Source organism: Pyrobaculum neutrophilum V24Sta (assembly GCF_000019805.1).
GTDB classification, from domain to species: Archaea; Thermoproteota; Thermoprotei; order Thermoproteales; family Thermoproteaceae; genus Pyrobaculum; species Pyrobaculum neutrophilum.
In genome coordinates this window covers 1,499,271-1,511,718 of the sequence record NC_010525.1, presented here as the reverse complement: position 1 = coordinate 1,511,718, position 12,448 = coordinate 1,499,271, and the positions used below count along the sequence as shown (strand labels likewise).

Sequence of the window (12,448 nt, the reverse complement as noted above, 5' to 3'; positions counted from 1 at the left end):
ACGCGCAGCTCTACAGAAATCGCGCCTGAATAAGTAGACCAAGCCAAGCGATACAGGGTATAACACAAACATAAGCAATATATTAATTATATCGCGACTTATATCGCGATCAGAAAAAGACGCCGCCGTCGTATAAGCTAGGAACACGAATGTGGTGCCGTCAGGGCCGCAGTATGCTAGAGCTACATAATACAGCACCAGGAAAACGGCTGTGTGAAGCAGAAACACGAGCATATCAAACTTGCCAGTAAAGACAAAATAAGAGAAAAATGAAATTGGAATAATAGGCACTAAAAAATATGCTATTTTACTAACAGAATGTCTCCCTGTGAGACGACGTTCAGATTGGCCCATATCCGCATGTGGCACGGAGGTGAATAGCCAGAAGCATCCTCTTAACTATTTCGGCTCACTTGCCCGACGGCGCCGTCAGGCGGGTGAACGTTTCAACTCCGGCGGAGGGCCAGAGCGCGCCGGGCCGCGGTCGTGGTGAGCGCGGAGGAGGACAGGGTGAACCCGAGAGACCTCGCGGAGAGGCTGGAGTCCGAAGGCCTCAGGGGGCTGAGGGGGGGCTGGCGCAACTACACGGACTGCCGTATATGGAGGAGCGCCTGCCTTCAGCCGTCTGCCCCAGATGCAACGCTAGGATGGTTGAGGAAAACGGCCGCTTCATGCGTTGTCCCGCCTGCGGCTTCAGAGCGCACCGCGACAACGTGCCGGTGATATGGGCAGAAAAACGCTACTGGGAACTCCTCCAGAAGACAAATCAACAAACTTTTTCGGCGACCATCACATTCTTAACCTCGTAACCACCTCTCACCCATGAACGACGCACGGCCCCCTGGGGGCGGTTGGCGGGGGCGCCAAACTGTTGTAAAAACAGGCGACTCGCGGCCGTCCCATGACCCGCCCCCTTGCCCCGGTGTACCCGGGGCGGGCCCCTGAGTCCCCCCGGGAGGGGCCAGGAAGAAGATAGGGGGACGTATAGAGCCATCTCGTCAGGGCTATGAAGGCGGCCCGGGCGCCGAGCGCAGAGGCTGGCGCCTATACGAACTCGACGCCGTCTGTCTTGGTGAGGGTTACGCGGTAGAGGTAGTCCATCTGCCTGAGGGCGGCGGCGTAGTCGAACTCGTTCAGCGCCGCCACCGCGTCGACGGGCACCACCACGTCGTAGAGCCTCAGCCTAGCGCTGGCCACCGTGTGGAGGACGCAGATGTTGGCCACGGTCCCCGTCACCACCAGGTGCTGGACGCCGTACATCCGGAGTATGTGGTCGAGGGGCGTGCCGAAGAAGGCGTCGTACCTCATCTTCTCCACCACGACGTCCCCCTCCCTGGGCTTCAGCTCGTCTACGATCTCCCAGCCCCAGGTTCCCCTAACGACGTGGGGCCCCCAGATGGGGAACTCCACCGGGTCGTCCCCGTAGTGCGTGTCCTTTGTGTATATCACCCGCACGCCGCTCCTCCTCGCCCTCTCCAGGAGGGAGGCGATCCTCGGGATGATCTCGCGGGAGGAAGGCGCGTACAGCCTCCCGCTGGGGTGGGCAAAGTCGTTCTGCATATCCACCACCACCACAGCCGTTTTGCCAGAGGGGAGCGAGACCCTATCCACCACGTTCACCCTGGGCACCCGCACCACCTCCGGCAACATGAAAAAGCCCCGAAGCACATTTAAATACGTTCAAACGGCCAGACGTGAAGGAGGTGGTATACACGGAAAACGCCCCCAAGCCCATCGGCCCCTACTCCCAGGCGGTCAAGGCAGGCAACATGCTCTTCGTATCAGGCCAGATACCGGTAGACCCAAAGACGGGGGAGGTGGTGAGAGGCGGAATAAGAGAGCAGACCAAACAGGTCATGGAGAACATAAAAGCCGTGCTGGAGGCCGCCGGCTACAACCTGGAGGACGTCGTCATGGCCTTCGTCTTCCTCGCAGACCTAAGCACGTTCCAGGAATACAACGAGGTCTACAGCCAGTACTTCAAAAAGCCCCCCGCCCGCGTCACGGTACAGGCAGCCCGCCTGCCGAAAGACGTATTAATAGAGGTGGCGGTAATAGCCGTGAGGTGACGACGACTCGCAGCGCTGAGAGGTGAAGACGAACCGGGTTCCGACCACCTTCATAATCGGAGGCGGGAGGGAGGCCATGCACTGCGCCAAGAAGATAGGCGCGGTGCACATAGACCAATACGCGGAGGTCAACCCAGAGGAGGTAGACGGCGGGATCCAGGCACACGTCGAGGACCCAAACCTCGCCATCCTCCTCCTAGACGCCGCCGAGAAGATATACCTCTACCCCGAATTCGCCCAGCTACTCCCCAGCCTCCCCCGGGACAGGGTAGTCGTGGCGGCGCCGGAGGGCCACCCCCTCTGCGCCGAGTATAGATGCGGAAAGCCCTGTTCATAGCCACCACATCCCTCACGAGGTCAGGCGTCGAGGCCTGCGCAGACTTCCTAGAGGCAACCGCACCTAGACTCGGCGAGTTCTGGCTACCGCTCCCCAGGGAGCTCTGCGCCGGCCGGCCAGTAGACCTAGGCCCCCTGGAGAGGTACCTAGAGCCACTCCTAGCCCTCTACCACGAGGTAGAGGCAGACTGGCGTTGCTACGGCTCCGCAGAGGACCTCCGGCGGAGGGAGATGGCCACGGCCAAGCTAGCCGCCCTGGTCATAAAGGCGAGGGTATATGGGAAAATCGACCTAAGGGAGTGGGACACCTACTTCAGCCGCCCGCCGAGCCCCCCGCCCACCCCCTCCCTTGTCTTCGGCACCGTGGGAGGAGAGGAGCTCGTGATATGCGGAGCCCACCCACCCAACCCAATAGAAGCCGCACACGAGCTGTGGCACACCCTCACCCCACAGAAGAAGACAGAACTAGCCACGTGGATCACCAAATTCATAGCACATATAGTAGACAGCATAAACCTCGACGAGGCATACCACAAACTCATAAGAGAAGGCTGGGAAAACACATACAAGACAATACTAGGCAACTCGAGGCCACAGCCAAAGTGGTGAGAAAAACAAATAGACCAAAACAGCCCACACCACTCCCAAACTCTCAGGAACGAAAAAAGGGTAGGGAATTCCTATTAACTACCAAATATATGGCCTAACTATAGCGACAGGTACGTTGTAGTACTTATCTTCCATTTTGATATAGTAGTTTTCAAGCTCATAATAAAATGGCGACCAATAAACATTGGTTTTTGCAATAATATCTAACGTAGCATAATAACTAAATACATCAATTCTTGATGTGCCCACGGAGACGCCTACACTTAAACTATCAAGTCCCTTTGAAATGCGATCAGGCAGGACAACGCCCCTCTTGAGAATAACCCAGTTAATAACAGCCCCGGCGGGTATGCCTATGGCAAAGTAGTTGCTCGACTGCGAGCTCGACACAAGAGTTTTCCAACTAATTGAATAGTAATCAACATAGTAATCCGGTAGCCATCTTGTATTTACCTTTCCCAACTGGTAGAGTTCCAACATAGATTGGTATAGATAGCCAAGTTTATCGTCCCGGCTGTAGGGGCTGTTGCTAACCTCGGCGTAAAGGAGGAAGGAGTCTCCGCCCCAAAGCCCAGCCAGCCAGACACCCCACGCCTCTACTGACGTAGGCGTCCACTGGCCGCAGTAGACGGCTCCCGAGGGGGAAATGTAGCACCACCTCTCCTCTAAAACGTATTTCACCGCTCTGACATCCCCCACAAGACCTGTAGCCAGAATACTATCACCGGCATAGTAAGAATTAGCCGGCGTAAACATAGATGTTCCAGAGTAGCATACCGCAGATGTACCCGGAGCAAAACGACATGAAAGATCTAGTAATATCTTCTTTGTCTGCTGGCCAAGCACAATTTCGAATCCTGGGCCTATAGCCTGGACTTCAAAGTCGTTGTTATTAACATCTTTTTTAAATACTGCAAATGACATTTCAAATGAAATTGATGTTGTAGTTTGAGAATTTAGATCTATATGGTGTTTATGCAGGACTGCATATATATATTTACTGTCATAGCTATCTACTCTCGTTATGAGGAGCGGTACGCCTTCTGCAGATGAGGAGTAGGTCTCTGTTGCTCTATATCTGTAGCAAGTGGTGTGGCCTATGGGCGAGACGCAGCCCATATCCATCGTGTCTGGCGGCGTATTTTGGGCATTTGCGGCTTGGGCTACGTCGCCGGCGGCGTTCGGCGGCCTGCCTGTGTCTACCTTGACTTTGAACCTCGGCTTAAATTTAACCTTCGCCACGACTTCTCTGCCCACCGCCTCGCCGGGGCCCACCGGGATGGAGATTATGTCTGTGAGGAGGTAGGTTTCGTTCCCCTGTTTTTCAATAGTTGTGATAAACGCCACAATGCCGAACCTCACCTCGTTTGGCTTGTAGCCAAGTTTTTTCGCCAGCTGGGCGGCCTCGGCCACGTACTCGCCGATTGCGATCCTGCCCCTCCCCCTCCCCTTCACCACACCGATATCCCTAAATTTGTCAACAGCGGGGCCGCTTAGAAACGCCGTGAAATCTACAGGCCGCCCCTCGCTGTCTACAACTTCCAAGACCAGATCTGCACCACCGCTAGGAGCTAGGTAGGCGACAACCCTCCCGTCTTTACTCTGGTAATAAGGCGCCGCTTTAAACGCGCCGGCGGTTAAAGCCACGGCTACCACCACTGCCACAAATGCGGCGAGGAGCGCCGCCAGCTTGAGTATTCGGCTTCTATGAGCCATAGTGACCGTCGTGCCGGGCCATATAAACCCTGCATACTCCAAGTCTACAACAGCAGCGGAGATACAACGTAAAACGCGGCGGAGAAATGTGCGTAGCCTGTGAAAGTGGACAGCTGACCCGCCTCCCCGCCTGAAGGGCGGGGCTTTCGGTTGTAAAAACCCGATTAGCTCGTGGCCGACGTCCCTTAAGCATATCACGGAGCGGGCCTTCTACGGCCATTGTCTTATCATCCAACGCCTATCGTCGGCGTCGCTTATGGGGTGGCCGTATCCCTCGGCGCTACGTTGCGCCTCTCCCGATCTCCACGCCTAGAGCCGACGTCCTCGTTGCCTTGGTGAACACAGGCAGCGTCGTAAGGACTCCCAGGGACGTGTGATGACTATTCTTTACAACCCGCCAGGTGGGTAGACGGTAGACCTACGGCCGTTGGGGGGGTCTTGAAATCGCGCTGTGGGCGCCTGGGCGGCTTAGAGATGATGAAGGCTCCGTCGAGGGGAAGATGATTATCGACGTTTGAAAAAGCGTTGGTTGCCGCTATTAAGCCCTCGCTACAACAGAAAGCCCCGCCCTCTAGGGCGGGGAGGAGGTCATTTCCGTCTGCGGAGATATATAGCTACTAGTGGTACAAGTGCTGCCAACACGGCGGCCGCCCATAGAGGCGGCGCATCGCGGGGCTCTCTAAATTCGTAGCCAGTCTTAGGCCAGAATTCCACTATCAGCGGCGACTTGCAGTACCCAGAAAGCTCGACGAAGCGCCTCACTATTTTTTCCGCCGTCTTTTCATCCGGCGGCCTCGTGCCGTTGGGGTACGGGAAGACGAATACCCGGGGGCCTGCGGAGGATAGTGTAAAGAGGTGGATAATGCCCTCAACTCCTCTCTCTGTTTTTCTCACAGTCCCCATCTCCTCCTCTAGTCGCATTGCGGCGTTTCTGAGCCTCTCATTCTCCTCGTCGCCCCCCGCCCAATATGGGCCCACAGTTACGATAGCCGAGAAGTCGCCTATCCTCTCTTTAACCGCTTTGATTATCCCCTCCGCCTCGGCGGAGCTTATAGTATCTATAATGAGGGGGTCGCCGCGCCGTAGTAAGACTTTGACCTTCGGCGTCTTCATCACAACCCGATCAATCACTGCAATTTCCCGTCGGCCACTCTGCGCAGTCCCATTTCCGTTAAGCCCCTTGGATGGGTCTCTATAGACTTCCAACCCAAGCGCCCTGCCTACAGCAACCTCAAGCTCTGTATAGTTGCGAGCGGCTACTTTCACGATCTTAGATACTTGATATGCCCCCCTACCTGCGTCCGAGACCCCGTAGATGCTGACCTCCACCTCCACCTCTGGACCCACGAGAGGTAGAACGGCGTCCACAAGCTCTTCAAAGCTGTGTGATGGGAACGGCGGCAGAGGCCTCTCCATCCTTGAGAGGAACAGCATGGGGGTTGTGTCGTTGAAACTCCTCGCCACGTAGACATACGCCGAGCATGCACCCAAGTCAAACACATAGGTAGGCCTTAGGACGTCCGTCAGCGCTGTCAGGTTCTCCACCACAACCGAGCCACGTTTCTCAATAAGCGACGCGGAAGACGCAAACACGGTTGCCAACGCGACAAGCAACACAACCCCCGCCAGCCTGAATATTTGAGTTAGAATCACGCCCGCCGCTGTGCCGGGATATATAAGCTTTGCATACTCCAAGTCTACAACAGCGGCGGAGATACAACGTAAAACACGGCAGGAAAACTGAGCAACACGTCGGCAATCGCCCATAAACACCTGCCTTCGCTGAGGATCATACCGGTAAAAAAGCCCTGGCCGGGATTCGAACCTTATCCCAAGCCCCCCTTGCGGGGGCTCGACGGAACCACCTAGACACCTCGGCCTCGAGGGGGCGCTGGTGAGGGCAAGCGGATTCCCGAGCTGGGCACCATGGCCGAGGTGGCTAAGGCGCACGGCGTGTCTCAGAGCCGAGGTTCACAAAAGCAGGTCCTCTGGCTGAGGGCTGGCTACACCAGGGGGGTGAGGGTTGAGGTTTTGGTAAACGCCACCGGGCTGGGACCCTACAACGCCGCCCGCCGCCGCGAGGTGTCGCAGAAGGCTAAGTCCGAACAGCCACGTTGACGACACGATTTAAACCGGCGGGGCCGCGTCCACGCCGGCAGGCGCAGATGTGGCACCTCCACACCTGGGCCTCAGAGGGATGACCCCCTCCCCGCCCTGAAGGGCGGGGCTTGTTGTTTGCGTTGCCACAAAGCGTTAGGTGTGGCCGAAGTTTAAAAGCCACGCGGCCTCTACGCCGCCGTTAGCAAAATTTTTAAATATAGACGACACTCTGTTTGTGGAGGAGCTTCCGCGAGAGGTGGAGCTTCTGCTCGAGGCGTATAGGGAGGCTAAGAGGCCCCAGATCAAGATAGGTTACATCAGGGTGAAGAGGGTGGTGGGTGTTTTCTATGGCGTTGAGGGTGAGGATAAGACTTAGGGCCGGAAGGCGCGAGGTCGAGACCTCCGCGCTTGTAAACACCGGCTTTGAGTCCTCTGCTCCTGACGTAGCGGTTCCCGTCGAGGTGGCTAGGAGGCTCGGCTTGTGGCCTCCCAAGTCGGCCAGAGTCGTGTCGGCCGATACGGGCGGCGGCGAGGTTGAGATGGTGTATATTGAGGCAGGCGCTGAGATCGAAGTGGAGGGGAGGCGGGCCTCTGTAAACATACTCGTGAACCCCTACATCGACGAGGTTTTAATAAGCGACTTCCTAGCTGGGGAGCTGGGCATCGTCATACTCGACGCGAAGAGGGGGCACTGGCGTTTTAAAGATGAGGAGGCGTTGAGGAGCTCCGTAGAGCCGCAACGCTGGCCCCGCCGCGGCTAAACCCAACAGCTGGCCTAATTCCAGCTTCTCGTCCAGCTTGGGCTTGTGTCTTCAGCCTCCAGCCGCCGTTGATGTGGCGCCAGAACTGCTTGGTAGGCCCAGAGGTATTACAGTCCAGTCTCTGCCACCCTTATCACTGCACAACGCCTTTCAGGTTTCCTCCCGTACGGCGCGCCGAAAATCAGGGGACTTACTTCAGGTTTTTTCGGCGCCTCCGCTGAAGTCGCTGAAATTTCTTGAAATGAATCCGCCGAAAACAAGCGCTCTTTGCAGGAAGATACCTGAAGTAAACCCGCCGAGAAAACATTCCCGTTTTCAGCTCCCCCTCGTAGTCGGGGCCGCCGCAACGCGCATGCGCACACGGGTGACCCCCCCGCGCGCTCGGCGGAGGCGGCCGTATTCCCCGGGATGACCCCCTCCCCGCCTGATGTTCGATGTCTCGGCTAATTTGAGCAACGCTACCGATTTTTTTTGAAATACAGGGCGGCCGTGTGGATATCGAAGCGTCCGCCTCTGGAAGCTGAACACAGCGATGTGCTACGGCTCGGCGCTGAGGTGAAGCAGAACCTCAGAGGGCCGTCGGCGCTTAACCATATAAAAGCGCTCTTCAACACACTGTGTGAGCGAGCTGAGGCTACCGCCCAGCGTCAAGAGGGTCGTGGAGATATGCCGCTCCATGGGGTTTAAGGTATTTCTAATCGGGGCCCGGGCTTTGGAGTTCTACGGCGTGGTGAGGCACACGGCCGATTGGGACCTGGCTATAGATCAGCCGTTCACTGTGGAGGTGAGGGATAGGCTCACCGAAGCGTTGAGGGGGGCAGGCTACGCTGTGCAGTGGAGGAAGTGGGGACTGTACGTCGACGCGGCGGGCGTCCATATATACCACGCGCCCCTCATGCTAGACAGCGACTTTATTTCCAGGTGTAGAGAGGCGGGAGGCGTCTTTATCCCATCCCCGGAGGATCTAGTTATCTTAAAGCTTGCCAGCGGCGAGCGTAAAGACATAGATGACTTGAAGAGGCTTCTCAGACTGCCGCTCGACTTATCTTACCTCAAAAAGAGGGCTCTCCAGGCGGGTCTGGATAAGGAGCTGTGGAAGATCTGGCGGAGCCCCCCTTTGCGGCGCCCGGCCTCTCCGGGAGGGCTCGGACACGCCTAGGGCCGCCCTCGGGCAACCCCAGGCGAGGGAGCCCGGGTCATTGGGGGCTGGCGGCGCCCCCGCCTTTGCGCCGGACTCCGAGGCCGGGACTCGCTTCCATGAAAAAAATTATAGAAAAACCCTTAGTTTTGGGTCTGAGATAGCGCCATCTGGGCGGAAGTAGTCTGTGCTCCGGCTACGGCTTTGGCGATCAATTCGTTGTACAGCCTCTTGGCCCACAACAACGGGATATTGTCTCTGTCGTCGTTGAATCCGCAAGAAGGACAGCGCATCCGCCTGTTGTTCAACTCCTCCATCTCTGCTCCACAGCGGGGGCAGACCGTGCTGTAGAGGCGCTCCTCAAGGTACGGCAGTCCGTACCACTCGGCGAGCTCCTTCAACCTCCTCCTTAGCTGGCCCAAACCGTCGAGGAGGTGCTTCTTCTCTCCACTCCAGCTCCCTTCCTTGAGCTCCCGGTACGTCTCCTCCTCCATCGTATCGACGACTATGGCGGCTTGATGCTCCCTCGCCAGCTTAATTATCTCGCCAACGACGTCTTTAACGACGCCTCTTATCTTCCTATACCGCTTGGACTTGAGGTAGCGGACTCTATCCTCAAGTTGCCTCCTTTTTGCGGGATCCGCCTCCCCTGCGGCCCGCTCGTCGAGGCGGCTTATCTCCTCGTGGAGCCTCTTCAGCTCTTTTATTGCCCGCTCGCCGGGGAGCCTCAGCGTATGCCTCAGCTTTCCGTCCACAAGGAGGCCGGCGACAATTCCGTGGTCGAGGCGGTTCACATCGACGGCTACAACGCCTCTGGGCTCCACAGGCGTCACCTCTCTGGCGAAGACGAGCGCTACGTAGAACTTTCTGTAGGTCGGCTCCCTCTTGCCCCTCTGCCTCTCTATGCCGAGAAAGGCGAGCTTCAACTTGGCCCCCTCCGCTATTCTCTCCCTTATCCACTTGGCTGTCTTTTCCCTGATACGAATGACGAAAGTCCCCTCTAACCTCCGCACTTTGATGACACCGTTTTTAAGGTCGACGAAGACGGCTTTGCTCCTGTCCCTTTCGTTCTCGATCCTAAGTTGGGCGTTCAGCGGGATCATCCTGTGGAACACCACGTCGCGCCAGAACACCTTGGCCTGGTCTATGAAGTACTTCCTGAGGCCGTACTTGGGGAACGTCTCTTCTATTATCCGGTGCGCCAACTCCTTCTTGTCCGGCGTCAACAGAGCGTCAAGCTCCTCCGGCGTCAGCTTCAGCTCCTCCTGCCCCGTCAGCTCTTTCAACAGCCTCCTGGCGTACTCCTCGGCCGCTAGGTGCATCCTTACAGCGAGGTCTAGGACGTCCGGCCGCTCCTCGACTAGGCGATAGGGCAGTCTGATCTTGAGCGCTCTGTATACTCCCATGGAAAAATCAACTCGATAGCGACCTCCCTACGGCCTCCGATCCTCCCGGGGAGGCCGGGAGCCGCATAGGGGAGCCTCGTTCCACGGTTATTTTTGTCTTTTCGTCTACTTCCCACTCCTTATTAAAATAGTAGTTTGAAGGTTCCCCTAGTTCTACTCTCCTACAGTTACAACAGAAAGCTTCGCCCTTTAGGGCGTGTTTAAATTTAAACTATATTTTTCATGGCGGAGGGTGCATGGTACTCGCCTTTAGAGAAGGGGAGTGTCTGCTTTTCGGAGCTGTTAGGTTGTCAGCCGAGGCCGTATATGTCTTGGAGGGCTGTGCCCTGGCTGGCTGGTCCGCCCTCGCCGCCCATTTAGGTACGGCGCAGCCCCTCCCGTTTCACCCCCCGTATCTCCAGTTCGTATGCCCGTCGCTCGACGCAGTTGTTGAGAAGGCTGTGAAAACCTCGCTACGCGTCTGGAGGGGGCGGAGGCGCGTCTCCCTCGGCACCAGGCTGGGCAAGGAGGCCGAGGTAGTTGAAGGATCCGTCACCGGCGAGCGATTCCGCTGCGGGCTGTATGTACAGCGGTGCGACGAGGCGGTTAGACACATCGCAACACACGGCCCCGGCTCGAAGTATCTAAAGCTGTTGCCGAGATACGTAGAGGAGGGCTTGTGCCTGCATAAAAGGCTAGGTTAACGCTGTCCAAGCCTAGGGTAGGTACGGGGCACATCCGCTTGAGGCTCCTTAGGTCTCGTACGTGATGGCGGACTGGACATGGGGGCCGCGGAGGCTCCTCTACGGCGTTTGAGCAGTTCTCGCTCTAAACGGTCTTTCTCATTGTGCTTGTGGTGACGCCGCTTGTTTCGAAGAGGGTGGAGCGTAACATTGAGCCGTTTTTCCTCGCCGTGGGTACCGCCGGCGTGTCTCTGGCGGGTTTGTGGAGCTGGGAGCTTCTCAAAGAGGCGCCTCCCCACCCAGTAGCTGTCGTACCGAGAATCGCCGAATTCCTGAGATCGCCTCGACGAGAAAAACGCGTCGTTTAAATCCCGAAACAGTGCGCACTGGAATCGGCGGAGGCGCATCCCATCGCCGTAGTATACACAGCCCCCGTCCTCAGAGGACGCCAGAGCCCAGCGCCTCCCATCGAAGCGGAACACATAGAACCCCCTCCCGATCGGGATATGACCTCCCTGAGGCGGGGTTTGCCGGGGTCTCGCCCGTTGCCCCGGGTTGGTGGGCCGCGGCTGGGGCGGGCGTCGCGGCGGGGTGTCCCCCGCCGGGGCCATCTTCCGTGGACCCGCCGCATGGCGCGCACTGCTGTTTAAGCCCTTCTCAGCCCTCTTCACCGCTCCCATGAAAATAGCTTAAATCCACCCCCGCCCTAAAGGCGGGGCTTGTCGTTTGCGTTGTCACGCTACTTCCTCTTTACGCCTCTAGGCTCCTCTCCCGTTAGCTCTTTTATAAGCTGGGCGAGCCTAGCCGCGGCCTCTGCCCCCTTGGGCGTCAGCCTCAGCTCCTCGTCGCCCGTTACGAACCCCCTCTCCTTTAGATACTCCACGTATTGCTGAAAGCGGCTGTAGCTCACCCCGGACAGCAGCGCCGCCTCTCTCCTGCTACGTCCATCTGCGAGGAGGAGCAGGATTTTCGTCACGACGTAGAGATCAGGATAGAATCTCCCTCGCCTTTTCATAAAACACCTCGGCCCTCCTAGCCAGCTCGGCCGACCGCATCACAAGCCTCCACGCCAGGACCAACGCCACCGCCAAGGCGCTGTAGAAGAAGGCGGCCCACAGAGCCGTGTACAAAACCCAGCCGGCTGACCCCCAGAACACGTCCCCCTTCACAACCACTATAAACCTCCCACCCGGGGCCACGCTTCCCACGGCCCTTACGTGGAGCACCACCTCTGTTACATTGCCGACGAGAGCCGCGGTGTGGTTGCCCAGCCCCTCCGCGCTTGTCGCGGCAGACGCCGGAGCTCCCTCAATCACTATCAGGGGGGTTGTGTAGAGATACAGCGAGGTGGTGGCGACAAACGCAAGCGCCGCGTAGGACGCGACGTACAAAACAGGAGCCGCGACGCAGACGCCCCCGCGTCTGTGGAACAGCTCCAGCAGATCCAGCCCCCCGGCCCCCTTCCTCCCGGGGAGAAGGCCGACAACCGCGGCGGCCACCGCCGAGGCGGCTGTGGCCAGAAAGACAAAGCCCCCCACGGCGCCTCCAACATAGAGGAGGAACAAGACAGGCAGCAGCCATACGTGAACCAGGGTTAGGTAGAGGAGGGGAGGGGCCCACCTGCACAGACGGAAAAGTAGAGACATGGGGC

General features: G+C 57.8%; 15 protein-coding genes. 9 read left to right on the top strand and 6 right to left on the bottom strand.

The genetic code is table 11. The features are described 5' to 3' along the window. Window positions 1–1,044 precede the first annotated feature (1,044 nt). Window positions 1,045–1,650 (bottom strand): cysteine hydrolase family protein, encoded by a 606-nt coding sequence (locus TNEU_RS08690; protein ID WP_012351056.1) that lies wholly within the window; start codon window positions 1,648–1,650, stop codon window positions 1,045–1,047. Between the two features lie 44 nt (window positions 1,651–1,694). Here TNEU_RS08690 and TNEU_RS08685 point away from each other — a divergent pair, with 44 nt between their 5' ends. The 3 genes from TNEU_RS08685 to TNEU_RS08675 are packed head-to-tail and all read left to right on the top strand — an operon-like array spanning window position 1,695 to window position 3,014. Further along, the gene (locus TNEU_RS08685) at window positions 1,695–2,069 is read left to right on the top strand and encodes a RidA family protein (protein WP_012351055.1); all 375 of its coding nucleotides are present in this window, start codon (window positions 1,695–1,697) and stop codon (window positions 2,067–2,069) included. A 22-nt stretch (window positions 2,070–2,091) separates the two neighbouring features. Next, window positions 2,092–2,406: a hypothetical protein gene (locus TNEU_RS08680; RefSeq protein ID WP_012351054.1), complete on the top strand. Its 315-nt coding sequence runs from the start codon at window positions 2,092–2,094 to the stop codon at window positions 2,404–2,406. Beyond that, window positions 2,385–3,014 (top strand): hypothetical protein, encoded by a 630-nt coding sequence (locus TNEU_RS08675; RefSeq protein WP_012351053.1) that lies wholly within the window; start codon window positions 2,385–2,387, stop codon window positions 3,012–3,014. The genes TNEU_RS08680 and TNEU_RS08675 overlap by 22 nt, the downstream gene beginning before the upstream one ends. A gap of 78 nt (window positions 3,015–3,092) precedes the next feature. On the opposite strand, the gene TNEU_RS08670 is transcribed toward TNEU_RS08675, so the two are convergent. Together TNEU_RS08670 and TNEU_RS08665 are read right to left on the bottom strand one after the other, a co-directional pair. After that, window positions 3,093–4,730: a hypothetical protein gene (locus TNEU_RS08670; RefSeq protein ID WP_012351052.1), complete on the bottom strand. Its 1,638-nt coding sequence runs from the start codon at window positions 4,728–4,730 to the stop codon at window positions 3,093–3,095. A gap of 588 nt (window positions 4,731–5,318) precedes the next feature. Beyond that, window positions 5,319–6,383: a hypothetical protein gene (locus TNEU_RS08665; RefSeq protein ID WP_012351051.1), complete on the bottom strand. Its 1,065-nt coding sequence runs from the start codon at window positions 6,381–6,383 to the stop codon at window positions 5,319–5,321. Between the two features lie 273 nt (window positions 6,384–6,656). On the opposite strand from TNEU_RS08665, the gene TNEU_RS08660 reads away from it, so the two are divergent. From TNEU_RS08660 to TNEU_RS08645, 4 genes are all read left to right on the top strand, one after another. Then, window positions 6,657–6,848, top strand: a complete 192-nt coding sequence (locus TNEU_RS08660; protein WP_012351050.1) for a hypothetical protein — start codon at window positions 6,657–6,659, stop codon at window positions 6,846–6,848. Window positions 6,849–7,065: 217 nt separating this feature from the next. Then, window positions 7,066–7,206, top strand: a complete 141-nt coding sequence (locus tag TNEU_RS10330) for a hypothetical protein (protein ID WP_167827602.1) — start codon at window positions 7,066–7,068, stop codon at window positions 7,204–7,206. Further along, complete coding sequence (locus TNEU_RS08650; protein ID WP_012351048.1) at window positions 7,178–7,591, top strand: pepsin/retropepsin-like aspartic protease family protein; 414 nt, start codon at window positions 7,178–7,180, stop codon at window positions 7,589–7,591. The genes TNEU_RS10330 and TNEU_RS08650 overlap by 29 nt, the downstream gene beginning before the upstream one ends. A gap of 619 nt (window positions 7,592–8,210) precedes the next feature. Next, window positions 8,211–8,750 carry a DUF6036 family nucleotidyltransferase gene (locus TNEU_RS08645; protein WP_012351047.1) on the top strand — a complete coding sequence of 180 codons (540 nt, stop codon included), beginning with the start codon at window positions 8,211–8,213 and terminating at the stop codon, window positions 8,748–8,750. Between the two features lie 122 nt (window positions 8,751–8,872). Here the strand turns inward: TNEU_RS08645 and TNEU_RS08640 are convergent, their stop codons facing one another. After that, window positions 8,873–10,135 (bottom strand): zinc ribbon domain-containing protein, encoded by a 1,263-nt coding sequence (locus tag TNEU_RS08640; protein WP_012351046.1) that lies wholly within the window; start codon window positions 10,133–10,135, stop codon window positions 8,873–8,875. 236 nt (window positions 10,136–10,371) lie between these two features. Here TNEU_RS08640 and TNEU_RS08635 point away from each other — a divergent pair, with 236 nt between their 5' ends. Both TNEU_RS08635 and TNEU_RS08630 read left to right on the top strand, forming a co-directional pair. Continuing rightward, on the top strand, window positions 10,372–10,818 hold the full coding sequence (locus TNEU_RS08635) for a hypothetical protein (RefSeq protein WP_012351045.1): 447 nt from the start codon (window positions 10,372–10,374) through the stop codon (window positions 10,816–10,818). 143 nt (window positions 10,819–10,961) lie between these two features. Next, complete coding sequence (locus TNEU_RS08630; protein WP_245521955.1) at window positions 10,962–11,165, top strand: DUF1646 family protein; 204 nt, start codon at window positions 10,962–10,964, stop codon at window positions 11,163–11,165. Between the two features lie 371 nt (window positions 11,166–11,536). Here TNEU_RS08630 and TNEU_RS08625 read toward each other — a convergent pair whose 3' ends face one another. Together TNEU_RS08625 and TNEU_RS08620 are read right to left on the bottom strand one after the other, a co-directional pair. After that, on the bottom strand, window positions 11,537–11,812 hold the full coding sequence (locus TNEU_RS08625; RefSeq protein ID WP_012351043.1) for a helix-turn-helix domain-containing protein: 276 nt from the start codon (window positions 11,810–11,812) through the stop codon (window positions 11,537–11,539). Next, window positions 11,784–12,443 (bottom strand): hypothetical protein, encoded by a 660-nt coding sequence (locus TNEU_RS08620; protein ID WP_245521953.1) that lies wholly within the window; start codon window positions 12,441–12,443, stop codon window positions 11,784–11,786. The genes TNEU_RS08625 and TNEU_RS08620 overlap by 29 nt, the downstream gene beginning before the upstream one ends. Between the last annotated feature and the right edge of the window lie 5 nt (window positions 12,444–12,448).

Coding starts and splice junctions, on each gene's coding strand:
- TNEU_RS08625 (WP_012351043.1), bottom strand. CDS start 11,812: ATGAAAAGGCGAGGGAGATTCTATCCTGATCTCTACGTCGTGACGAAA.
- TNEU_RS08660 (WP_012351050.1), top strand. CDS start 6,657: ATGGCCGAGGTGGCTAAGGCGCACGGCGTGTCTCAGAGCCGAGGTTCA.
- TNEU_RS08675 (WP_012351053.1), top strand. CDS start 2,385: ATGCGGAAAGCCCTGTTCATAGCCACCACATCCCTCACGAGGTCAGGC.
- TNEU_RS08650 (WP_012351048.1), top strand. CDS start 7,178: ATGGCGTTGAGGGTGAGGATAAGACTTAGGGCCGGAAGGCGCGAGGTC.
- TNEU_RS08690 (WP_012351056.1), bottom strand. CDS start 1,650: ATGTTGCCGGAGGTGGTGCGGGTGCCCAGGGTGAACGTGGTGGATAGG.
- TNEU_RS08670 (WP_012351052.1), bottom strand. CDS start 4,730: ATGGCTCATAGAAGCCGAATACTCAAGCTGGCGGCGCTCCTCGCCGCA.
- TNEU_RS08620 (WP_245521953.1), bottom strand. CDS start 12,443: ATGTCTCTACTTTTCCGTCTGTGCAGGTGGGCCCCTCCCCTCCTCTAC.
- TNEU_RS08635 (WP_012351045.1), top strand. CDS start 10,372: ATGGTACTCGCCTTTAGAGAAGGGGAGTGTCTGCTTTTCGGAGCTGTT.
- TNEU_RS08640 (WP_012351046.1), bottom strand. CDS start 10,135: ATGGGAGTATACAGAGCGCTCAAGATCAGACTGCCCTATCGCCTAGTC.